Annotated in this window: 21 protein-coding genes; 8 read left to right on the top strand and 13 right to left on the bottom strand. The window is 65.7% G+C overall.

The window, feature by feature from the left end; translation table 11 throughout:
• Positions 1–3: 3 nt before the first annotated feature.
• The 12 genes from virB10 to ASD35_RS03080 form a co-directional block, all read right to left on the bottom strand.
• Positions 4–1,446: a type IV secretion system protein VirB10 gene (virB10, locus tag ASD35_RS03130; protein ID WP_056873465.1), complete on the bottom strand. Its 1,443-nt coding sequence runs from the start codon at positions 1,444–1,446 to the stop codon at positions 4–6.
• Entirely contained in the window at positions 1,443–2,345 is a 903-nt protein-coding gene (locus ASD35_RS03125) for a TrbG/VirB9 family P-type conjugative transfer protein (RefSeq protein ID WP_056873464.1), read from the bottom strand. The genes virB10 and ASD35_RS03125 overlap by 4 nt, the downstream gene beginning before the upstream one ends.
• A complete protein-coding gene (locus tag ASD35_RS03120; RefSeq protein ID WP_056873463.1) occupies positions 2,342–3,115 on the bottom strand; it encodes a virB8 family protein in 774 nt (257 codons plus the stop codon). The genes ASD35_RS03125 and ASD35_RS03120 overlap by 4 nt, the downstream gene beginning before the upstream one ends.
• A gap of 37 nt (positions 3,116–3,152) precedes the next feature.
• The gene (locus ASD35_RS03115; RefSeq protein WP_056873462.1) at positions 3,153–3,848 is read right to left on the bottom strand and encodes a type IV secretion system protein; all 696 of its coding nucleotides are present in this window, start codon (positions 3,846–3,848) and stop codon (positions 3,153–3,155) included.
• 26 nt (positions 3,849–3,874) lie between these two features.
• On the bottom strand, positions 3,875–4,966 hold the full coding sequence (locus ASD35_RS03110) for a type IV secretion system protein (protein ID WP_056873461.1): 1,092 nt from the start codon (positions 4,964–4,966) through the stop codon (positions 3,875–3,877).
• A gap of 13 nt (positions 4,967–4,979) precedes the next feature.
• Positions 4,980–5,387, bottom strand: a complete 408-nt coding sequence (locus ASD35_RS26405; protein WP_082579869.1) for a hypothetical protein — start codon at positions 5,385–5,387, stop codon at positions 4,980–4,982.
• Entirely contained in the window at positions 5,384–7,885 is a 2,502-nt protein-coding gene (locus tag ASD35_RS03105; RefSeq protein ID WP_082579868.1) for a VirB4 family type IV secretion/conjugal transfer ATPase, read from the bottom strand. The genes ASD35_RS26405 and ASD35_RS03105 overlap by 4 nt, the downstream gene beginning before the upstream one ends.
• Complete coding sequence (locus ASD35_RS03100; RefSeq protein WP_056873460.1) at positions 7,869–8,201, bottom strand: type IV secretion system protein VirB3; 333 nt, start codon at positions 8,199–8,201, stop codon at positions 7,869–7,871. The genes ASD35_RS03105 and ASD35_RS03100 overlap by 17 nt, the downstream gene beginning before the upstream one ends.
• A 15-nt stretch (positions 8,202–8,216) precedes the next feature.
• A complete protein-coding gene (locus tag ASD35_RS03095; protein ID WP_056873459.1) occupies positions 8,217–8,510 on the bottom strand; it encodes a TrbC/VirB2 family protein in 294 nt (97 codons plus the stop codon).
• Entirely contained in the window at positions 8,497–9,027 is a 531-nt protein-coding gene (locus ASD35_RS03090) for a lytic transglycosylase domain-containing protein (protein WP_082579867.1), read from the bottom strand. Before ASD35_RS03090 ends, ASD35_RS03095 begins: the two co-directional genes overlap by 14 nt.
• Positions 9,028–9,034: 7 nt before the next feature.
• Complete coding sequence (locus ASD35_RS03085; RefSeq protein ID WP_200956003.1) at positions 9,035–9,340, bottom strand: hypothetical protein; 306 nt, start codon at positions 9,338–9,340, stop codon at positions 9,035–9,037.
• Between the two features lie 451 nt (positions 9,341–9,791).
• On the bottom strand, positions 9,792–10,022 hold the full coding sequence (locus tag ASD35_RS03080) for a helix-turn-helix transcriptional regulator (RefSeq protein WP_056873457.1): 231 nt from the start codon (positions 10,020–10,022) through the stop codon (positions 9,792–9,794).
• 985 nt (positions 10,023–11,007) lie between these two features.
• Here ASD35_RS03080 and ASD35_RS03075 point away from each other — a divergent pair.
• From ASD35_RS03075 to ASD35_RS03055, 5 genes are all read left to right on the top strand, one after another.
• Positions 11,008–11,487: an RNA polymerase sigma factor gene (locus ASD35_RS03075; RefSeq protein WP_056873456.1), complete on the top strand. Its 480-nt coding sequence runs from the start codon at positions 11,008–11,010 to the stop codon at positions 11,485–11,487.
• Positions 11,488–11,489: 2 nt separating this feature from the next.
• Entirely contained in the window at positions 11,490–12,533 is a 1,044-nt protein-coding gene (locus ASD35_RS03070; RefSeq protein ID WP_255354487.1) for a FecR domain-containing protein, read from the top strand.
• A 341-nt stretch (positions 12,534–12,874) separates the two neighbouring features.
• Positions 12,875–13,984 (top strand): alpha/beta fold hydrolase, encoded by a 1,110-nt coding sequence (locus tag ASD35_RS03065; RefSeq protein ID WP_082579866.1) that lies wholly within the window; start codon positions 12,875–12,877, stop codon positions 13,982–13,984.
• A 14-nt stretch (positions 13,985–13,998) separates the two neighbouring features.
• A complete protein-coding gene (locus ASD35_RS03060) occupies positions 13,999–15,006 on the top strand; it encodes a hypothetical protein (RefSeq protein WP_157275342.1) in 1,008 nt (335 codons plus the stop codon).
• 52 nt (positions 15,007–15,058) lie between these two features.
• Positions 15,059–15,940: an alpha/beta hydrolase gene (locus ASD35_RS03055; RefSeq protein ID WP_157275341.1), complete on the top strand. Its 882-nt coding sequence runs from the start codon at positions 15,059–15,061 to the stop codon at positions 15,938–15,940.
• A 90-nt stretch (positions 15,941–16,030) separates the two neighbouring features.
• Here the strand turns inward: ASD35_RS03055 and ASD35_RS03050 are convergent, their stop codons facing one another.
• The gene (locus ASD35_RS03050) at positions 16,031–16,816 is read right to left on the bottom strand and encodes a hypothetical protein (RefSeq protein ID WP_157275340.1); all 786 of its coding nucleotides are present in this window, start codon (positions 16,814–16,816) and stop codon (positions 16,031–16,033) included.
• Positions 16,817–17,500: 684 nt separating this feature from the next.
• On the opposite strand from ASD35_RS03050, the gene ASD35_RS03045 reads away from it, so the two are divergent.
• The 3 genes from ASD35_RS03045 (at position 17,501) to ASD35_RS03035 (ending at position 22,145) form a co-directional block, all read left to right on the top strand.
• Positions 17,501–17,986, top strand: coding sequence for an RNA polymerase sigma factor (locus ASD35_RS03045; RefSeq protein ID WP_056873451.1), 486 nt, complete (start codon positions 17,501–17,503; stop codon positions 17,984–17,986).
• Positions 17,983–19,044, top strand: coding sequence for a FecR domain-containing protein (locus tag ASD35_RS03040; protein ID WP_056873450.1), 1,062 nt, complete (start codon positions 17,983–17,985; stop codon positions 19,042–19,044). Before ASD35_RS03045 ends, ASD35_RS03040 begins: the two co-directional genes overlap by 4 nt.
• Positions 19,045–19,118: 74 nt before the next feature.
• Positions 19,119–22,145 (top strand): TonB-dependent receptor, encoded by a 3,027-nt coding sequence (locus ASD35_RS03035; protein ID WP_235538220.1) that lies wholly within the window; start codon positions 19,119–19,121, stop codon positions 22,143–22,145.
• Positions 22,146–22,157: the final 12 nt, after the last annotated feature.

The following is a 22,157-nucleotide window of genomic DNA, read 5'->3' as shown; positions in this document are numbered from 1 at the left end:
GCCTCAGTGCCGGTTCGGATTGGCCGTCGGCACCAGGTCGTAGACGCTGGAGAAGTCCAGGTCACGGGCCACGTAGATGCCGACGATGCCGCCCTGGTTCTGATAGATCAGCGGCGGGATGTTGATCGTGCTGTCGAGGACCTTCTCGGCCAACTTGCTGGTGTTCGTCGTCGTGGACGGCAGCACGACGGTGTCGGCCTGGCGATCATTGGCCTGGCTTTGGATGGCCAGCTTGACGGAATCGTCGATGAGCGACAGCAGCATTGCCGCACCGATCCGTTCGGTCCAGCGGTTGTCTACGTGACCGTCGATGCCCGACTCACCGAGCTTGCCGGTAGCCGGTGATTCGATGTCGATAGTGACGCCCAGGGGTGTTCGCAACCGCGTCCAGAGCACGGGGATGCGCACCATGCCCGACCGCACTGTGGCGACTCGGTACTCGCCGTCTAGATCAGAGCCCCGCTCGATCAAAAGGACGCGCCCGTCGTCGCCGAAGACGTTGCGTTGAACCTGGCATCCCACCAGCCCCGAGGTGGCGCTGATGACCCGTGTCTTCAGTGCACAGGAGAACGCCGTGCCTTTGACCAAGGTCAGGCTGCGGTTGCCGAGCATCCTGGCTGTGGCTTTGGGAGTTACGGAGCTCTGCAACTGGCCCCCAAACAGGCCGGAAGAGCCCGCGGCGCCGAGCGACGTCGGCGGTGCGGGCGGGACCAACGGCGAAGCGGCAGGAGCGGCGCCACCGGACGCCATCGCGGTCGTCTTGGTCAGATTGTCGAGCAGGCCCTGCAGCTGGCGTTGATACCCCTTCAGATTGCGCGAGGTTGCTGCCATGGGATCAGCTGGATTCGAGACGTCCGCTGTGTCCGAGTCGGCGTCATCCGTCGTCCCCGACACCGAGGGCGTCGCCGGCGTTCGGATGGGCCGTCCGTGGGCTGACAGACCTGCCGCGCGGGTGCTGAGCAGGAGAACCGGCGCGTCTTCCGGCGAGATGCGCTTGTCGTCCCTGCTGTCCTGGCCGGGAGCCGTGCTGGACCGGCTGCGTCGAATGCCGATGGGCTCCCCGATCTCTTCGGCTGTGGCGGTGATGGCAGGGATTCTGACCCTCGCAGCATTCTCCGAGGCCGATGCAGGTGTGGCGGACACCTCCAGACTCCGTGGTTCGGCGCCAGCAGAAATGGGTTTGTCGCGCGCCGGCTTGCTGTCTTCGTTCTCGACCCTCTTGCCGCTGGCGGCGAAGCGCTGGATGCCGAACGCCGAGACGGCGACAATGCTTCCCGCGAGCAGGGCAACAGCCACGAGCCCCTTCTTGGAAACCTCGATGCGGCGTTGCGCAGCGACGTTGGGAATGCCGAACTCGCCGGGCAGCGGGCTCAGCGTGTCGTCCGGCGGATCCCCGCCGTTGTCGTCTGCACCATCAAATGGCTGGTTCTCCGAGTTCTTGCTCATGGCGCTGCTCCCGTAGAGGACTGGGCGGCGGCGCCCCGAGGCTTGAGCACCCGCTGGACGCCCGGCACGGTCGTGCCGTTGGCGGGCGGTAGCCCTTCCAGGTCAAACGCCTCATTCCAAAGGCCCACCACAGCCGAGCCAGCGCGCAGGATCAGCCGTCGGGTGACGCGGTCCACCACCAGGAGGTCGTCCTCCATGCGGGTGTTCACCAGCGTTTCCGTGCCGTCCCCGAGAACGTGGAAGACGGCCGGTACCTCGCGGTTGCCTGGAAAGCGAAGGTAGGTGAACCGACCGTCGTCGAAGACCAGCGTCGGCGAGATGTCCTGGGAGTCGCGTCCTTCCGACAGCGAGTACTGTGTGTTCTTGACCTTCGGCTTGGCCAGGAGGCGCTCTGCGACAACTTGCTCCGGGGCAGGCTCAACCGGCAGAGGCGGCAGGTCTGGCAAGACGGGACGCCGCAGGGCGACACGCTGCGGATCGGGCGCCTGTGGCGGCTTGACGGTGAGGCGGTACACCGGCGACTTGGCGTCGCCGTCGGCCAAGACGACGAAGCGCAGGTTGTGGATCCGCTGGTCGGTGACGACGGCAAGGTTGTTCGGTGCACCGGCCGAAGTCTTGGGCTTGACGAAGACGGTCCGGCCCCCCGGCTGCGCGGCCACGCACCACACGGCATCCGCCCTGGCGCAGTCCGCACCCATGCCCGAGGCCACCTCGGTGATAGCTTCGTCGTCGCCCAGAACCACCAAGGTCACGACCCCGCGTTTGACCGGAACGCTGACGACGGCCTTCGGGTCGTAGACGACCTCACGCAAGCGCGGATCGCCGGGGACAGAGGAGGCTCCCGTTCTTGCCGCCATCGTCAATGCAAGCGCCGCGGTGAGGCTGACCAGGAACCTCATGGTTTGCTCTCCTGGACCGCCGTGTTGATCTCCGGATCCGACCGGTAGGCCGTGACGACAAACCCGAAGGGGTTCTCCAGCCGATCCTTCTCCTTGGCGAGGACCTTGGGTTGGTACTGGTAGACGACGGTGGCGACGTGCCTTGCCTTGACCTCCGGAAGGCTTCGGTCCGTATGTCGCACAACCTTGTCGTACGTCACAGTAGCCTCGCCTCCGTTTCCCCGTCGTGCTGTGGCGGCGAGGCGGACGCCGACGATGTTGATGCGCCAGTCTTCCGCGCCTGCGAGCTTCTTATGCAGGGCATCCGGGCCTTCGAACTGGCGGTCGTAGTCGCCGAACACCGCAGGCACGGCCATGCGCGCGACCTGGTCGAAGTCCCTTTGCAGGAACATCCAGTTGTAGCCTTCGCGTGCGCGAACAAAGGCGGCGAGGTTGTGCTTGTCCAGCGCCTCCATGGGTGGGACGGTTTCGACGCTGAGCCGCTGCTGGACGGTCGCTTCTCCCGTGACCTTGTCAACCACGATGGGAATCTCGACGATGCGGCGTAGCGGCCCTTGGACAAAGACCGCAGCGATCCCGATCAGTCCGGTCGCCATGCCTGCCGCAGCCACCATCCAGGCTCGCCGTTCGGAGCGTTCGAGCATCTCCGCCCGGTCCACCTCCCATTCCTTGCTGGCGCACCATGTTGCGATGGGCTGATCGGCGACGGGATCGTCCTGGGAGCGATCAGGCAATGCAGTGGCTTTACCTGGCATCAGGTCAGCGTTCATGAGGTACCTCGTCGATGGAAGCGCTTGGGCTTGCGCGTCAGTGCAGGTAGGAAGCAACCTTGCCTGCGCGGGTCAGTCCTTCGTACTGACGCTCCCTGTCTCGCGAGCGGGCGATGCGGTCTTCGTTCTCAGCCATGCTTTGCAGCATCTGCAGTTGCGACATCTCGTGCGCCAGCAGCGCGTTCTCCGCGCCGATACGGGCTTGAATCTCCTGCACCGACTTTTGGTCGGTGGTGGCGTTGATCTGTCCCATCAACGCCTGGATCTGGGCGAGTCGTCCGGACGCCGCTGTCATGGCGTCCTGGAGCAGGCCCTTGTGTTCGTAAGGCTGAGCAAGCGTGGCCTGGCAGCGTGTGCGCGCGACGCCCGTTAGGTCCATGCAGTTGTAGATCATCGCGGCGTCGCGCAACGACTTGCCCGTGGAGCCGAGGCCTGCATAACCGGCGGCGGCGACCGCATTCAGCTGTATGAAAGCTTCCGATGGCACGTAGTTCATCAACGCAGGGCTGTTGAATACGTTGCCAAGATTGCGCACGCCGTTGACGCTGTTCAATTGCGCCTGAAGCTGGCTGATTAGTTGAACTTGGTTGTTGATCTCCGTGATGTCGTTGAGCACCTGCTGGATGGTCTGTACCAGGTTGGCAACGTCAATCACCGGGATGCCGCTGGCTTGGGCGCCGTTGGAGCCGCACGCAATCAATGCGGCCGCAGTGAGTTTGAGACGTAGATTCATGATTTCACTCCTGATTAATCAGCCGGTCACGACTGATCGCGCATGGCGGCGAGGTTGTAGGAAGGAACTCGACTGGCCTCGGTTCCGTCGCGTGCAGGGGCCCGCGCACCGGACGCGACGCCGCGCGCGGCGGACACAGCCGCTCCCGCCGCTCCCGCCGCTCGGCCGGCGGCGTACGACACGCCGGTGCCGGCTCGAACCGTGCCGCCAGCGGTTGCTCCGCTGGAACTGGGGCCCGACCGCGAACGCAGACCCGAGACCATCATGACGTTCTGGATCATCTGAATTCCCTGCTGAATAGCGGCGCCGCCGGTGAGCGCGGAAGCAAGGCTGGGGGCCTGGAAGCAGATGATGGACATCAAAATCATGACGATGCAGTACTTCAATGACTCGGCCACCGGGTTGAACGTCGGGCCGACAAAACCGCCTTGATCCTGAATCGTCTGGACAAGGGTGCCACCCATATAGGCACTGAGGCCGAGCGCAAAGAAGGCGAACCAAGTGAGTACGACCGCGTTCAACAGCACCGAGAGCCAGCTGTCGAAGAAGCGGGCTGTGGGCCTCCATGCCAACGCGAGAACAAAAACCGGACCGATCGCAATCACGAAGGTGAGAAAGACCTTGGAGAGCGTGACAACGAAAAGTGCGATGCAAAGGAATACGACGTTTGCAAAGGCGGTCACGACCGCTGCGAACAGTAGATCCAGGCGCGTGATGCCAGCTTCCTTCAGCAGATCGACGACCAGCTGACTAGCCTTGTCGTTGAAGGCGTCAAGAATCGCGTACGGGCTGGTGATCATCGTTGTGCCCGCAGTTGACGGAAGGAATGTCGTGGCGACGCCCGTTGCAAGCGCGTTCGCCGTGTCAGCGATATTGGTGATGTAGAGACCGGACTCCAAAGAGAGCGCGAGTACAAGCCCAATCTTGAAAGCCTTCCACATGAAGGTCGGCACGGTGTCCGACACCTCGTTCCGAAGAACTGCCCATCCGTAAAGCGCAACCCAGAGGGTTAGGGTCGCCAATGCAATCGGCGCCAGCGCTCCCATTAATCTCGAGACCACCCCGAGACAGTAGGTGTCCAGAACGTTCTCAAATTGGGATCCAACCCATGTGAACATCGCTGCACCTCATCTACTGAATGGTGGCGTTAGGGAGGGCTTTGGTGCTGACGCATTTGCTCAAGACATCTGGGAGCTCGCATTGCATCCAGGCGCCCTTGAGCTTCACTATCCAAAGGCGAGGCCGTTTCTCGGTGCCGTAAGTTGAAGGTCGGCATGTTCCCGGACGCGCATAGATTTCCGTGCACTCCAGAAGGCCTTCGGCCGTTTCAACCATCCGCCAGCCGCTGGCGGTGCAAGCTGGGTTTTTCGCGGGGCATGGCGTTCCAAGCGTGGCGGACGGAAGCGGCGGCGTCTCAATCGTTTTGGTGCCGTCCGGCAGGAACCTGACGGCCTCGTTGCCCTTGACGAACTGGGCGTCTGCGGCGCCGGCGATCAGCACAAGCGTCACTGAGTTGATCAGGTAGGTCAGGCGGTTCATGCTGCTCTCTTTGGGTTACGGGAGCCGTGATCTTTCACTTGCCTCTGAAGCTCGGGAAGCCATTGAAACGGATCGTTGCCGTGCCGTTCACGCAGGGAGTCGAGCAGCGCGACGTTGTCGGTGGTGGCCGACAGAACGGTGATGAAGTCTTCCAGGCCGGCCAGGTCCAGTTCGCAGATGGCGCTGGCGTGGCCCTGCTTGACCAGAAAGCGCCGCCCGCCCTGGGCGCTGAGGCCGCGCACGATCTCAAACTCAGCACCGGTCAGCCCGAAGCCGTCCATGTATTCCTCGCGAACTGCTTCCGGGTTTGCCAGGAAGATCTTGGTGACGCTTTGCTCGACCATCGTGCGGCCGATGGGGTGGTTCAGCACATCCGACGGGCTCTGGGTGTCAAAAACGCCCAGGCCGTTCTGCTTGCGGATCGTTTTCTGCGTCTTCTTGGCAAACTCGCTGAAGACCTCGTGGTCGAGCGCCTTCCAGAACTCGGAGATCACGTAGATCAGGCGCTGGCCGTCGACCAGTTCCTGCATGACTTGCAGGAGGTACATCATGACCGGTGTGCGCACCTCGGGCAGGTCCAGAAACTCGGTCGTATCGAATCCGATCACCTGCGCTGCGCTCAGGTGTTGCAGCCGGTCGTGCGCTTGGTCGAACACCCAACCCAGCGGACCGCCGTCGCACCAGCGGCCGAGCCGCTCGAACAGGCTGTTCTCGCCGGCCTTCGGTAGGTTTTGGCGGACGGCCGACAGCCGCCTGAGCGCTTTGGGCATCATCGCGACAGCCTGTACGGCGTGGGCGATGGCGCGCTCGTCGACCGGCATGAGGGGCATGGCTGGCGTGGTGACCAAGGTTCTGACCAACCGGTCCCAGAACTGGACACGCGACGGTGTCGGCTCCCATTGCAGCGGGTTGCAACCGGTGGGTTTGCCCGCTTCCAGGGTGAAGTAGCTGCCGCCAAGGGCACGCAGGGCGATCTCGCAGCCTCGGTCCAGGTCGAAGAGCACCAGGCGCGGCGCCGGCTGCCATTTGCGGGTGAGCGTCAGCAGGAACATTTCCAGTGTGGTCTTGCCCACGCCGGTGGAGCCGATCAGCAGCGTGTTGCCCGGGAGCTTCTCGTCCTCAGAGTCCCGGTCTTCAGGACTGCTGTGCAGGTTCAGGTAAAACGGCTGGCCCGACGGCGTGCGCAGGAGTGCCAGGGCCTCGCCCCACGGATTGCCATCGCGTTTGCCACTGGCGAAGTTGTGAGCGCTGGCCAGCGCAGCGAAGGCCCGCGACGAGAGTCTGGCGTCCCGTGGTCGCCATTTCCAATTGCCTGGCATCTGGGCGAACCAGGCTGCGTCGGCGACCAGGTCGACCGGCGCCATCTGCAGGCTCGACGACTCTCCGACGGCTCCAATCACCCGGGCGGCACGACGACCGGCATCGGTCGCGTCGCTGCCAAACACCATGAGGGTGTAGTGGTACTCGCCCATGCAGAACTGACCGTCGCCCAGCTCGTTGAGTGCCGTGTCCATGTCCGCGATCTGGGTGATCACAACGTCGTCACTCGCAATGAGCTGATCACGCTGGAGTTCAAGGGCTCGCACGGCTTGGCGCCTTGGCAGGATCGAGAAGCTCTGCGTCTCGATGAACTCGCTGTCCTCGTAGAGCAGGGCGTTCAACACGCCGGGCTCCACAGCGTCCGCGTACTCCTTGATGTCAACGAGGGCCGCGCTGCGGCGCCGGTCGCCTTGGCGCAGCTCCAGCTTGTCCCCGCCAAAGGACAGACGGGCGTTAGGCAAGATCCGATAGAGCGGTCCGGCCGTGCAGGGGATGGGCCGCCAGGTGCCGTTGACCAGGTAGCCCAGGAACTCGGCCACTTCGGAGTAGGTGCGACCCTTGTATTTGCGCGTGCCCAGAAGCCGCGGGCCAAAGCCCCGCAACACCCGGGATACGAGCGCGGAACGCTCATCCAGGACGCGGAGCGCATCCTCTTGCCCCTCGGCGATGGTCGTACGGGTGCGCTGGCGAGGTTGCAAGGCGCGAGCGACGCCGGAGGCATTTGGTCGGTAGACGAGCGTCAGGTAGAGCTCGTTGCTCATCATTTGCCGCTCCCCAAGCTTGGCTTGGTAGGCGCACGACAGGTCACGCGCGAACCCCGGCTGCTCTGGATCCTGTAGGCGGTCGGTGACGAAGCGGTGCAGGCGGTGTGTCCACACCGACCACTGGCCGCCAGCGAGGTTGCGCAGCAGGCTGCATAGCGCCTCATGGCGTTCCGCGATGCGGTGCTCGTCGACGCTCTCAAAGGTCACACCATTGAGGCGCCAGACCCGCAGGTAGTCACCGCCCCTCGTGATCACGTCATGGGCGCTGACCAGCGACGAGAACGGGATGAAGGCGCCGAGGGGGTTCTCCTTGCGTGCCTGAGCCCAGAAGTGCGGGCGCGCGACACGCGGGCGGGTGGTGCGGGAAGCGTTCGACGCGCTGCCAGAGGCGCTGTTGTCAGACGTGCCAAGCATCGCGGGCTCCCCGGAAGAGGGTAGGTGCGTAGCTGCGCGCATGCCAGAACCGGCGGTTTCGGTCATGCTGCCGCAGCTTCAGGGCGATGAACATCTGCCGAAAGCGCTGGTCGTCCTTCGCGGTGACGCAGCGCATCCAGATCAGCGCCGGGACGATAGCCAGGACCACGCCGAGCGCCACCCACCAGCTCAGCAGGGCGCCGCCCCACATCATCACCAGCATGCCTGCGCCGATCAGCACCACCAACGGGACAAGGGGGATGCCCATCTTCATGGCCGGGCGAGTGGCACCCTTGTAGATCGCTTCGCTTTGCATCGCGGCCTCTGCGGATCAGGAGCCGGCGATCAGCGCAGCGATAGCGCTTGCGCCGCCGATGAGGGTGCTGCCGATCAAGATGTTGGCCACGTCGGCAAGACGTGCGCCCTGAAAGATGATCTTGAATCCGGCCCACATGATGGCGATCGTCACGACTGCAATCGCGATCGATACCAAGAGGACAACCACGGCATCGACGTTGCTGTTTACCTTCTCGAACCCTTCCGCGAGAGCGGAGGGCGGCATGATGGCCATCGCCTGTGCGGCGGCGGCGGTGGCCAGTCGATTGAACTGATCACTGCGTTTCATGAGAGCTCCTTGGAGGCAGCGGAAGCGGGTGGCGGGCAGGGGATCCGGAACGCTTGGGAAGGCTTGTTGCGGCGACGACCTTGCCCACGTAGCCGTGCTCGAAGCCGGTTGCAAAGTTGCCGCTGTAGTAGCAGGAGAGGGCGCGTCTCAGCGCGGTCTGGCTGGTGCTGCGGGCGAGTGCGCCAGCGCGGTCGAAGCAGTCGGCGAGCACGGCCTGCATGGCAGCCAGGTTCGCGCAGGGGTCGAAGGCCGACTCGAGCGTCAGGCCCAGTCGCGAGAAGTTGCGCCGATTGATCTGACCGAGCCCGACGCTGAACTCCCAGCCGTTGTGTTCTAGCGCCCGAGCGGTGGCCAGCGCTTCGGCACGATGGCGGGGCTGGCGGACCAGGGCGCCACCGACCACGCCGATGGCCCAGGGGTTGAAGCCGCTTTCGACACTCACCAGCGCGCGGCTGGTGTCGATGTGGATGGCCGGAGCGCACGTGACGGCAAGCGCGAGGAATGCTGACGCGTCCATGTGCTGCTCAGTTGCTCGAGTCCGTGGGGAAAGGGCGCGTGGCCAGCCAGGCGGCGAAGTCGTCGTCGAAGCGGCTGTCCCAGCTGCCGAGCCGGGTCTTGGCCGCCGCGCTGAACTCGGTCACCGCGTCGCCCCCTATCGACCACCAGGTTCTTGCGAACGGCATGCCGTCGACCGTCACGGCGATGGCGCCTTGGAAATCGCAGGCGTAAATCGGACCGTTCGGACCGTCTTGGACGCGGGTGTAGTGGGGCGGACAGAAGTCCGGTGCGCTGGCCCAGGCATGCACGGCGCTGTTGCCGCCGCCGGCCATGGCGCACGATGGGAACGCCCTGCCGCGGGCCAGGTCGTGGAGAAGCTCCCTGATGGGCGGCACGCACTGCGGTATCGCACGCCAGCTCGGGGCCGCCAAACACAGGAGCACAGTGCAGCCATCGACCGCGCGGACGGTGGGGCTCAGGACGGCGAGCCCCAGAGCCATCGCAGATGATGCAGCAAGGTGTGTCAGGCTTATCCAGCCTGGCGTCGGCCGGGGCATGCCCTTTGTCGTGTGTGCTTCCATGGCGGGATCCAGGTTGAGGAACCGATGCTTCGAGGGAGGGGCGAAAAGCTGCGCCGCCTGTCGAAAATCTAGGTTCCGTACCCGCCATTGGTGGCGATGACTTCTGGGGAAGATTCAGCGGCCCTGTCGCGCCGAGAGGACCGCTATCGGCGCTCCGCGCCGGCCGAGCCAACTCCACGCCATCGGCGCTGTTAATCCGATGTCATCTCGGGGCCAAAAGCTGGCAGATGTCGACGCCCAACGCTGCAGCCAGGCGTTCGACGTTGTCGAGAGATACGTTCCTCTCGCAACGCTCGATAGAACCGACGTAGGTCCGGTGCAGGTCTGCCAAGTCGGCGAGGGCTTCCTGCGACATGCCATGCGCAGCCCGGAGCGAACGGAGGTGATGCGCTAAACGCTCCCTTGCCGATCCGGTTGTGCGACGCCCTGACATGCATCAGAGCTTCCAATTTGGATGACTATGGGTCTACAGACTTAAAGTAGCAATTCGAGCCTGCCGACGACCGACGCATTTGCTCTCGGCCAGTCCGCTGATCACTCCTGTGGAGTTTGCTTGTCAAGGCGCAGCGACACGGCTCGTTTTGTGAGGTCTACCGGCTCCCGCTTCCCTTCACGCATCGCTTGGCATTCGTCGCCCCTGTTGATGACTTTGGGTATACAGACGTAAAGTAGCATTTGTGTCTTTGGCCTGCAGTGGGATGGACGGAACCGCGAACTCGTCCCGTGCTCTTGAGCGAGGGTATGCCGATGGGAGTTACTGACGCCGGTGTGCAAAGAACGAGTTGGCGAAGTCGTCCGTTATGCAAGCGGTATGTCGTGGGGCACTTCTGCAAGGCCGTCCTGCCAGTGCGTGACGGGTCGAACTCGGGGACCCCGGTCTACTGGGCGCTTGGCAGCGCGGGTGGCGGCGAGTTTGAGCTACTAGGTGCCTGGATGCGGAGGGCCACGGACGGGTCCCTCTCCGCAAGTGTCGGTGCGGATCTCGTCCACCGTGGCGTCGAGGCCTTGCGGCTCACAGTTGGCGCGGAGTTGCTCGGAGATGAGACCGGGTTGTGTGCAACGCCGGTCGGCGCCGCATCGCTGTTGGTTAGAAGCGTGCATGCACGCTTGTCTGGGCAGAACGCATTGGATCTTAGGCTCCCGACGCCGCTTCATCGGGCGCTGGTATCTGGCGAACGCATAGTTGGATCGGTACACGCCAAGCTCGTTCAAGCGATCGACCGACACGGTCAGTTTGTCGACCCTGAGACAGCGTTGGACTTCGTCGTCGAAGTGCTGCAGCGGGCGGAGCGTCTGCTGGAGAAGGCGCCGGCGCCGGCGCGGGCGCTAGGGGGTGCTCCGGGTCGTCGCCGTTTTGCTGGCGGGTTTGCGGTTCTTGCCCCGGGAGGCGTGTCAGTGCCTGGTTCGAAGGCGGGGCGGTGATCAAGGACTGGCTGCCGGTTTTCTCCCGCGTGCGGGCGGCGCTGATGAGGCGTGGCCGGTCCGAGCAGGATGCCGAGGACTTCGTGCAGGAGGCTTGGGTGCGGCTGGCCTGCTACGAGCGGGAGCAGCCGGTCGAGCAGCCAGAAGCTTTCCTGATGAGGGCGGCGCTCAATCTGTCGATCGATGCGCATCGATCGCGCGTGAGTCGCGGCGAGGAGCTGCTCGTCGAGGATGTGGTTCTCATTGACGCCACGCCCGCGGCCGAGGACGTGCTGCTTGCGCGGGAGCGCATGGCGCGCCTGAGCGTGTGCCTGAGCCGTTTGAACGAGAAGACGCGCGAAATCTTCCTGTCCCACCGGGTGGAGGGCCTCACCTACCAGGCGATTGCCAGGCGGCATGGGTTGAGCACCAGCACGGTGGAGAAGCACATCGCCAAGGCCACGCTGCAGCTGACCACCTGGATGGAAGGCTGGTAGCCGTGCTCCCGGAGGGTGACCCTGTCGGGCAGGGAAAGAGCCGGGGTGCACAGCCGACGGTGACGCGCGAGTTGGCTGCCGAGGCCGCAGTTTGGGTCGCGCGGCTGCATGGTCCGCACCGATCCCCTCGCATGGAGCGCGAGTGGCGGGAGTGGCAGTCGCGTTCGGCGGCACACCGCCGGGCATTCGAGCGCTGCACCGACACCTGGCAGGACGTGTCCGGGGTCACGTTGACCGCTTATGCCGGAGCCTCCAGCGCCGGTCGGCGGCGTCGCAGGGCGGGGCAGTGGGTCCAAGTCGCGGTCGGAGCGGTTGTTGCTGCATGCGGGCTTGCTGGTTTGGCGGTACTGGTGATGTGGCCGGGCGGAGAGACCTATGCCACTGGCGTTGGCGAGCAGCGGACGGTGGTCCTGCCGGACGGCACGCGCATGTCGCTGAACACGGCGAGCCGGGTGCGCGCGGCGCTCGGCCAGGCTCGGCGGGTCGTCGCGCTGGACGCTGGCGAGGCGCTGTTCGAGGTCGCCGAGGACGCCGCGCGACCGTTCGTGGTTCAAGCCGCCGGCGTGGATGTCGTTGCGACGGGGACCAGTTTTGTGGTGGGCGTCGCATCGGCTGAGAAGGCCGATGGCGGGCTTGCCGTGACGCTGCTTGAGGGGCAGGTGATCGTTCGTGAGACCGCCGGCGATGGCGCAGGAACCGGTCTTGGCGACCCGCTCGCGTTGAAACCCGGGGAACGACTTCGCGTCCGCCGAGCTGGATCGGCGGCCGGCGCAAGCGCGGCGCTTGTGGATCGGCCCCGGATGGACCAGGTGCTAGCCTGGAGGCGCGGGGAGGCCGTCTTTGATGACGTGTCCCTGGCCGAGGCGGTGGCAGAGATGAATCGGTACAGCGTGTTGTCGATCGCCCTGCCTGTCGCGCTGAGCGGAAAGAGGATCAGCGGCGCGTTCCAGACGGGCGACAACGCTCGTTTTGCCCGTGCCGTCGCCAAGCTGCACGGCTTGATCATCCGCGAAAGGCCGGATCGGGTGGAGCTCGCTGAACCGTAGGTCGTGCATCGCTCGGCGTTCCGATCTCCGGCTGGAGGCTCGACAAATCAGCAGCCGTGACGTCCAGCCCTGGCGCTGAGGCGACGCGCCGTCGCAAAAGCGGGCAACGCGGGCCCCTGGTCAGCAGGCCTGGGCCGTGGCACTGGTAGCGCGCGACGATGCATACGGGTATCCGGGTGACCGAGTCCCGACGCTGGTGTCATCAACAGTGAGGATTTGCCGCCTTTGCGTCAAGCCCAGAATCGGCGCGCCTCGAGGAGCGGACCCGATTCCGTGAGGCTAGAGATGGGAACCGGGCAGGGGGCCCGTCCGAACATGCTTTCGGGTCTGGAGGCGCTGCCATGTGGACTATCGGACGGGGACGTGATGGGGTGGCAGCAGCGGTGCTCGCGGCGGTTGCCTGGATCGGTGTACTGGGTACAGCCGCGGCGGCTGATGACCCGGATCGCTATGGACTGATCACGGAGTCGTCGTTCGCGAACCGGTTCACCGACGAAGTCGAGGTGTTGTGGGCGCAGCGCGTGAAGCGCGCTACCTTCGTCGGGGTTGGCGGCCTGAAGCTGGCATACGCCTCGGTGGTGGTCCCGAACGAAAAGGCCGCGGTCGTCATCGTCACCGGGCGAACCGAGAATCTGCTCAAGTACCAGGAGGTCGTGGCTGACCTTGTCCGGCAACGGTACTCCGTGTATGTGTACGACCACCGGGGGCAGGGCTTCTCGGAGCGGATCCTGGCCGATGAGCCGCAGAAGGGGCATGTCGGTGACTTCGACGACTACGTCGACGACCTTGATCGCTTCCTGCAGCAGGTTGTGAACCGCAACGGACACAAGAAGCTGCTGCTTCTGGCGCACTCAATGGGTGGAGGCGTTGCGACGAGGCATCTGCAACGGTTCCCGGGAGCTTTCCAGGCGGCGGCGTTGTCGTCGCCGATGCATCAGCCGAACGCGAAGATACTCATCTCGGCGGACAGCAGCTGCGCCTGGTTCAGGTGGACGGGTTGGTTCATGAGCCAGTCATGGGCGGGAGGTCGTGCACGCCCGTACTCCCACGTCGCCTACGACGAGGCAAGCAATGAGTACACGCGTTCGCCCGCACGCTGGGCGCGGGTCCTGAAGGATGAAGCCGATCATCCTGAGGTCCGGCTTGGCGGCCCAACCCGAGGCTGGGTTTCCGAAGCGTGCGCTGCCTCGGACAAGCAGCTGGCGGATGCGGCCAAGATCGTCACGCCGGTCTTGGTCCTTCAGGCCGGCGACGACACGGCGGTGATGCCTGAAGCTCAGGCCGAGTTCTGCGCCTCATACGCGAGTACCAAGGAGCGCGCCTGCGACGGCGGCGGCCCGCAACGGATCGACGGTGCGCGTCATGAGCTCCTGATCGAGGCCGACCGGTTTCGCGTGCCGGCCATGACGAAGATCCTCGACTTCTACGGCCGGATGGTCGCGGTCAAATGACAGGGAGAGCAACGATGGGAGCGATGAAGATGGCCGCGGTGCTTGCGCTGGCGCTTGCGGCCAACACAGCGATGGCGGCGGACGAATCTGCAAAGGCGCTGACCAACCTGACCTCGACACTTGGAACCTATCTGGCGGTGCTGGCCGGCACCGGGGGGCTTGTTGTCGCGCTGCTCGAGTCCTACAAGAAGCTGTTCTCCATCCGGGGCAAGTTCCACCGCACGGCGGTGATTCGTTGGCTGTCGCAGCACAAGTCGGCCATCCCGGATGCGCTGCAGGTCGCGAAGCCCGGCCTGCTGTCGGCTGCAGTGCTCGGAGGGAGCGATCACTACGACGTGCCGGTTGGCCGCGACGCGACGACGGCCGACACGCCGGCTGGCGCAGTTCCCTACGACGCCGAAGCGGCTTACGCGGAGTTCTTCCATCTCACGTCCGGTCAAGCTCAGCCGGCCGAACCGCACCCTTCCACCGCGGTACTTCGCTGGCGTGGCGTCGACAGGGCGGTCTTCGAGCTTGAGACCTCCCGGATGATGTCCCAGGTACAGGATGGCGCAGACGTCGTTCTGAACAACCCGGGGCTGTATCCGCACCTGTATGCCTTCTTCACTCGGGGCTCCAACGGGACGGATGCAGCCGCCTGGAAGGCTTTCATCTCGGAAGAGGCGCCGCCGCCGCCCACCAAGGCGGACTCCGAGCGCTATGCGCGGGTGCGCATGCTCATGAAGAGGCAGCTCGATGCGTTCCAGACCGTGACCTGCTGCCGCTGGGAAGATCTGAACCAGATGTGGGCCATGGTGCTCGGGGCGGTCGTCCTCTTTGTCGCGCTCGTCATGGCGTCCCAGCCAGACTTCGACAGCAAGGCGTTCGATCCCGTGGTGTCTCTGATCGACGGCTTCGCCGCGTTGGCGGGGGATCCGTCACTGTTCATGGGTGTCGTGCTGAAGGCGGCGCTTGGCGGTGCCTTGGCGCCCCTCGCCAAGGACCTGCTGAACAGCATCTCGTCGATCAAGTTCACCAGGTAGACATGCGGTGGCTCGATACGTTGGCGACTTCCAGGGGTACACCGCCAACCTGATGCTGGACATGCGCCAGCAGCCGGAGGGCGGCGACGTTCGTCGCCCCTGCGGGGTGGTCTGGAGCAACGGCATCGGCCAAACCCAGCGAGACCTGTTGGTGCTGGTCCATGGATTCAACAACAACCGTTTCGAGGCACAGCAGGCGTATGCGGGCTTCCGCAGCCGCCAGAAAGGGTTGTTGGACCCTGGAGCGGGCGAACGGCTGGAGTCGGTGCTCGGAGATGCGTTCTGGCCAGGGGACGCAAGCTTCGCGGGGCCTCTGGACATCGTCGACTTCCTGATCTATCCCGCAACCATCGAAACGGCACAGCAGGCAGCGGCGGTTCTGAGCGCCTACATCCTTGGCCTTCGAGACGTCTTGAACCTGTCTTTCATCGGTCACTCGATGGGCTGCCGCGTGATCCTGGAGACGATCCGCTTGCTGGTGGACACGGCGGACTTCAAGACGCCGATCCGCAAGGTGTCGCTTCTGGCAGCGGCGGTACCGACGTTCGCGGTTCTTCCGGGCGGCAGGCTGGCTGCGGCATTTCAAGCGCCGGCGCAGGTTCAAGTGCTGCATTCCAAGGCGGATCTCGTGTTGGCCGGGGCGTTTCCAATCGGGCAGACCGTCGCAGGGGACGGGTTCCTTCCATCGGCGATCGGGCGCCACGGGGATGTGCCTGCTTCGCCGGGCCGCGTCGAAGTGCGGCCCGTGGATGGCGCCGGCCATAGCGACTACTGGGGGTGGCGGGACAACAGGCCCAGTGCTGCGGCGGCCGGCCTCATCCATGATTTCATGAGCTTCGGCGAGTACAAGCGCACCGTGGCGCCAGGCCGCATGATGGAGCGTGTGGTCCAGGAGGAAAGGGCCGAGATTGGAGGCCGCCGCATAGGCGACTGATGGCCTGCCGGTACGGGGAGCTCGTGTCCGGCGGCGCTGGACGCTCGGCATGCCGGGCAGGGGAGCTGGACGTCGCGATCACCGACGGCGTCAGCAGTTGAGCAAGCCGTACTCGGCGGCCCGTTTCGCCGACGCCTTGCGGTTGGGGCAGTTCAGGCGCGAGTTGATGCGCTGGAAGCGGGAATCGACCGAGGCCAGGCTCATGCCGGTGCGCTGCGCGATCTCCTTGGTGCCCAGGCCCCGGCGCTCCATGGACAACAGGTCGAGATCCGTCGGCTGCAGGCGCGCGCTCTGGCGCAGGTAGTTGCGCAGGTAGCCGGTCATCCAGTCGTGCAGTTCCGCGGCCAGTGCTCTTGCGAGGGTCCGTATGACGCGGGCGTGCTCGCCTTCGAAGTCGTCCGCGTTGTCGCTGCCCAGGCACAGCATCTCAACGCGACTCAGGTCGACGCCGGCGGGCGTGGGAATGATCAGGGCGGACTTGAAGCCGTACTCGCTGGCCAGGCGGATGGCTTCCGCATCCTCCGCCTGCGTGGTATGGACCTCGTGGTCAGTGCCCGGTGTTGATCGGCTGCGGGCGAACCGGAACCAGGGGTGGTTGAGCAGGGGACGGCGGTTGTCCTGGGCCTGCGCGAAACGCGGATGGCATGCAAACAGGCTGAAGCAGGACGGCTCGCTGCCGTCTTCTGGGATCACGACGGTGTAGACACTGGCCGTCGCGCCGATGGCAATTGTCGCGTTCATCAGCCGGTCGAGCAGATCCGGCGGGTCGGCTGCCAGGGCGACCTGGACGATGGCGTCAAGGGCCTGGTCGTTGTCGTTGGAGCGGCTGGTGCGCTCCGCCGTGGACGTCGGGCGGATCGGGTCGGTCAAAGACATGATCGAACTCCCTTTTCATCTGGGCAAAAAGGAGCGGGTCGCTGAACCGCATGGGGTCGCTCGTCGAGCAGGCGTGGAACTCTTCGCGGGTGCTGAAGAGGCTCCAGCACTCCGTCCTCGCGTTGCCATGCAGGCGCAGGCTCGAGCCGGCTGCGACACCCGATGGCACCCTCACCAGCTTGATGCGCCAGGCGGTGCGGCGAGCCGGGACGCCGGTGCGCTCGTCTGGCGGTGGGGCGATTGCGGCATCGGTGATTCGGCTCATCGCGGCATGCTCCTCGGTTCTGGTTGCTCGCTGGCGAACGGCTGGGGTCAGTCGGTCCCGCCGTGCGAAATGGTGGTTAGCTTTGCGCGCAGGCTCAACACCGTTCCGTCAGTGACGGGATCAGCGTTCGGTGGGGATGGCACTGTTCGGGCTGGTGGCGGGGTCGCGCCGCGGGTTTTGCCGGCGGCCGGCGGCGACCGGCGAGGAAGATGCGGGCGGGCCCGGAACGCAAGGGCCGGAGGTGTTGGGCCGGGGGCCGCTCGCGCTTCGCGGGCGACTGACAGGTAGCGCTGTTTTCGTTCGGTCTGCAGGCGCGAAGATGGCCGGGTCGTCGAGGCGCGGTCTCTCGTCAAAAAAGTCCTAACTGCCTAAGATGACGGCTGTTGGTCTCGACTTTCGGTTTGTGATGGTGCAATGCGATGGTCAGGAATTGGGAGGCCGTCATCTCGCGTGTCAGGGCTGCGCTCATGCGCCGCGGCCGCACCCGGCATGATGCTGATGATCTGGTGCAGGAAGCATGGCTCAGGCTTGCCTGCTATGAGCGCCGGCAATCGGTTGACGAGCCAGAGGCCTTTCTCATGCGCGCCGCATTGAACCTGTCGATCGATGACTACCGCAACAGCCGCAATCGCGGTGAACAGGTGATGCTCGACGAGATCGAGATCGCCGACGCGATGCCGACCGCGGAGACGATCCTGCTGGCGCGGGAGAGGATCGCGCGGTTGAGCGAAAGCCTGGCGGAGCTCGACCCGAAGACGCGCAGGATCTTCCTGGCGCACCGGGTGGAGGGCCTGAGCTATGGCGAGATCGCGCAGGAGCAGCGATTGAGTGTGAGCGCCGTGGAGAAGCACATCGCGAAGGCAGCGTTGCTGGTCACGCGTGCGATGGAAGGCTGGTGGCCATGAACACCTCCGGCGCCGGGTCTTCGCGCGACGATCCGCCGATCGACGTGACGCCAGAGATTGCCGCCGAGGCGGCCGTCTGGATTGCCCGCCTGCACGGGCCCGACCGGTCGCCGCGCATGGAGCGCGAGTGCCTTGACTGGCAGTCCCGTTCCGCGGTGCACCGCCTGGCGTTCGAGCGCTGCACGGAGGTCTGGCAGGCAGTACCTCAGTTGAAGCTTGCCGATGCCTATGCGAGCGTGTCGTCCGGGACGGCGCAGGCCGACGGCAAGCGTGGCGGGCGTCGCTGGGGGGGGGGCTGGGTGCTCGCAGCACTTGCCGCGGTGTTCGCCGTCGGAGCGGGTCTGGCATTTCAGCTCGGACGCGAGACCGACACGTACGCCACAGGGGTGGGGGAACAGCGGTTGGTGGTGCTTGACGATGGAACGCGCATGTCCCTGAACACGGACACGCGGGTGCGCGTGCAGGCGGATCGGGCACAGCGCCTGGTCCGGATCCAGTCCGGAGAAGCGCTCTTCGAGGTCGCGAAGGATCCGAGCCGACCGTTTGTCGTGCGCGCGGCAGACAGCGAGGTTGTGGCCTTGGGCACGGTGTTCAACGTGAGGCTCGCTGGCGGCGGGCCTGTCGACGATGGACTGGCCGTCACGCTGATCGAGGGGCGGGTGGCTGTCCGTCCTGCGGCGGCGGACCGGCGCCAAGGCATCGCGCCGGCCAAGGAAGTCCTGATGCAAGTCGGCGAGCGGATGCGCCTGATCAAGGCCAGCAGGTCTGGCGGACCGGCCACCCAGAAGATGGACCGGCCGCGCATCGACCAGATGTTGGCCTGGAAGCGCAGCGAGGTGGTCTTCGACGATGCGCCGCTCGTAGAAGCCGTCGCCGAGATGAACCGCTACAGCCGGGTTCCCATCGTGCTGTCAGGGGATGGGTACGGGTCGAGGTTGCGCGTCAGTGGCTTGTACCGAACGGGCGACAGCAACGGTTTCGCTCGCGCCGTCGCCGCGCTCCATGGTCTGCGGGCGCTGGAGCGCGACGGACGTTTGGAGCTGCTTCCTCCACAGTAGGGCAAGCCCTGGCGGAAATCTTTCGAGCGGCCTCGTCATCTTGTCATCACCACTTCGGCGACGCGAGAGACGAGATGAAACGCAAAGTCTTCAGTGACAGGGGTATGGGCGCGAGCCGTTTAACGGGAGGCGCGTTCGTCGCGCTCTTCTTGAGTTGCGGACTGGCCGGCGCGGCGGAACCGACCAGCATGGCAAGGTACCGCATCGACCAGCCGTCGCAGGCGCTGGCCGACTCGCTGCGGTCGATCGCAAGACAGACCGGTGTGTCGGTGCTGTTCGATCCGGTCGCGGTTGCCGGGCGCCGGTCCAGGGCCGTCGCGGGGCAGCTGACAGCCGCCGAGGCGATCTCGCGGGCGCTCGACGATTCAGGACTTGAACCGGTCCTGATGCCCGACGGTTCCATTGTGGTCAGGGTCAGGGCGGCGTCGACAGCCACGCCGGCATCCGGGCCGGCCGCTGGCGTATCGCCGGGATCCTTCTCGCTGGCGGCGGCATCCTCCAACGCCACGTCGGTTGCTCCGGAGCCCCCGTCTTCGGCGTCGAATGGTGCCGCTGCTTCTTCCGAGGATGCGCAGACCCCGACATCGCTCACGCGGGTCGAGGTCACGGGTTCGCGCCTGAAGCGCATCGATGCGGACGGCCCGGCGCCGGTCAATGTCTACTCGCGCGCTGACATCGACCGCAGCGGGCAGCCGACCCTTGAGCGGTTCATCAGCAGCCTCAACGAAGCGTCGGTGAGTCCGGGGGAGGGCGGTTCGGGACCCACCACCGGGCAGGGCTCGGTGCAGTTGCGCGGCCTGCCGCTCGGATCGACGCTGGTCCTGATTAACGGCCGCCGCGTGCAGGCCGTCGGTTCCTCCTCGGGCAACTTCTTCAACCTGAATCTGATCCCGATGGCTGCGGTCGAGCGCATCGAGATCGTGCCGGTCGGATCGTCCGCCGTCTACGGCGGCGACGCCCTGGCCGGTGTGGTCAACGTCATCCTGAAAAAGTCCATCGACGGGCTTGCCTTGGATGCACGCGTGGCCTCGGGCAAGGACACCGGCGATGGCGGCATCTCGCTCGGCACGGGCGGTCGCGATGAAGCCGGTTCCTACGTGCTGCTGGGTTCGTACAGCAGGGCGACGCCGCTGACGATGGCCGAGCGGGGCTTCTTCCAGGACGCCGACTATCGGCGCTTCGGCGGCGTGGACGCCCGCACGCGCTCGTGCACGCCGGGGACGGTCACCAACGTGTCCAACGCGAACCTGCCAGGTCTGACCTCGCGCTTTGCGGCCATCCCCGTGGTCGCAACGGGAGAACCGCTGACGGTGGCCAGCTTCGCCGGGAACGCCGGCCAGGCCAACCTGTGCAACCCGATGGTCAACGGCCATGGCATGGCGCTGGTCCATGGCAGCCAGAATCTGGCGCTGCATTTGGCCGGCGAACGGCGCTTGGGCGAGGCTTGGTCGCTGTTCGGTGAAATGACGTATGCAAGGGACCGTCTGCGGGCCGAGCAGGGTGGCATCGTGCTGAACAACGTGCTTGTCCCATCCACCAACCCGCACAACCCATTCGGCGTGCCGGTCCGCGTGACGGCGCGGCTGGGGCTGGAGAACGGCGCAGAGACCTTCTCCCGCGATACCAACTTCGTGCGGGCTCTTGTGGGCGCGCGTGGTGAGCTGGCTGCCGGGTGGGACATCGAGGCGTCCATATCGACCACGCGTGACGACGGCGAGCGCCGTGTGGCGAACACGACCGCGAACGTCGCCGCGCGCACCGCGGCACTGGCCGCCACGGGCACGGCTGCGGCGCTCAATCCGTTCACGACGGGCCGTGCGGCCAGTGAAGAGGTGTTGAGGTCGATCTGGTCGGACACGATTCGCGAGAACCATGGTCGCAAGGACCAGGTCGGATTGTTCGTGCGGGGCTCTGCGTTGATCCTGCCTGCCGGCAGCGTCGATCTGATCGCTGGCGCCGAGGCCGCGCGTGACCGCTTCCTGACGGTGACGCCGGGCAGCTTTGACATTGGCGGCAGCCGCTCCAATGGCGCGGTGTACGGCGAGATCCGCGTCCCGCTTTGGCGGGCCCGTGCAGCGAACGGCCCGAGCTGGGAGACGGCTGCGGTCACAGTGGCGGGGCGGCGCGATCGCTACAGCGACTTCGGCAGCGCGAACACCTACCAGGCCGGCCTTGAGCTGCGGCCTACCCGGACGACGCTGCTGCGCGCCTCGGCGGCGACGTCGTTCAAGCCGCCCACGCTGCTGCAGACCCAGGTCAACGAGGAGAGCTACACGACCGACGACTTCGGACTGGTCGACCCGGCCCGGGCGAACGCGCCCATCGCCGGCGGTGAGGTGCGGCGTGCTGCCAATGCAGACCTTCGGCCGGAGAAGGGACGGGCGTATTCATTGGGCGCGGTGTGGGAGCCCGAGTCTGCGGCGGGCACCCGGCTGGCCATGACCGCCTGGCGCGTGAACATCGATGGCCTCATTTCGCTGTTGTGGCCCCAGGTGGTGCTGGACAACGAAGCGCTGTTTCCTGGTTTCATCACGCGCTCGCCGGCCTCGGGCGGCGCCCCCGGCGAGGTCACCCGGGTGCTGTACTCGGAGGTGAACTTTGGTGGGGTCAACACCGCAGGCGTCGACATGGAGATCGCGCATGCCTGGAAGGCCGCAGGCGCCAAGTGGACGCTGGCCGCCAGCGCGACCCGCACGACCCGGTACGACGTCGCCGTCTCGCCCGGCGCTGCGGTGGAGCACCGGCTGGCTCGCCGTGCCATCGACTATTGGTCGCCCAAGTGGAAGGGCCGGCTCTTCGCCGGTGTGGACCACGGCAGCTGGACCGCGGGCCTGACCGGCCGCTACCTGGGGGGCTACCGGGACATGTCGCCAAGCGAGCGGCCGCTCGGCGACTTCTGGGTCTACGACGTCGCGGCCACGCTGGACCTCAAGCGCCTGGGGCTGCGCCTGCCGGGGATGAAGGAGGCCCGCCTGGCGTTGGCCGTCGCCAATGCGGGTGATCGACTGCCCGAGTTCGTCGGGACCTCACCCTACTACGACGTCACGCAGGGCGACTGGCGTGGCCGCTACGTGAACATGCGCCTGTCCATGAGCTGGTAGCGCTTCCTCGCA

Source organism: Pelomonas sp. Root1444 (assembly GCF_001426885.1).
Lineage (GTDB): Bacteria > Pseudomonadota > Gammaproteobacteria > Burkholderiales > Burkholderiaceae_C > Pelomonas.
This window is presented reverse-complemented; position numbering and strand designations above follow the sequence as displayed.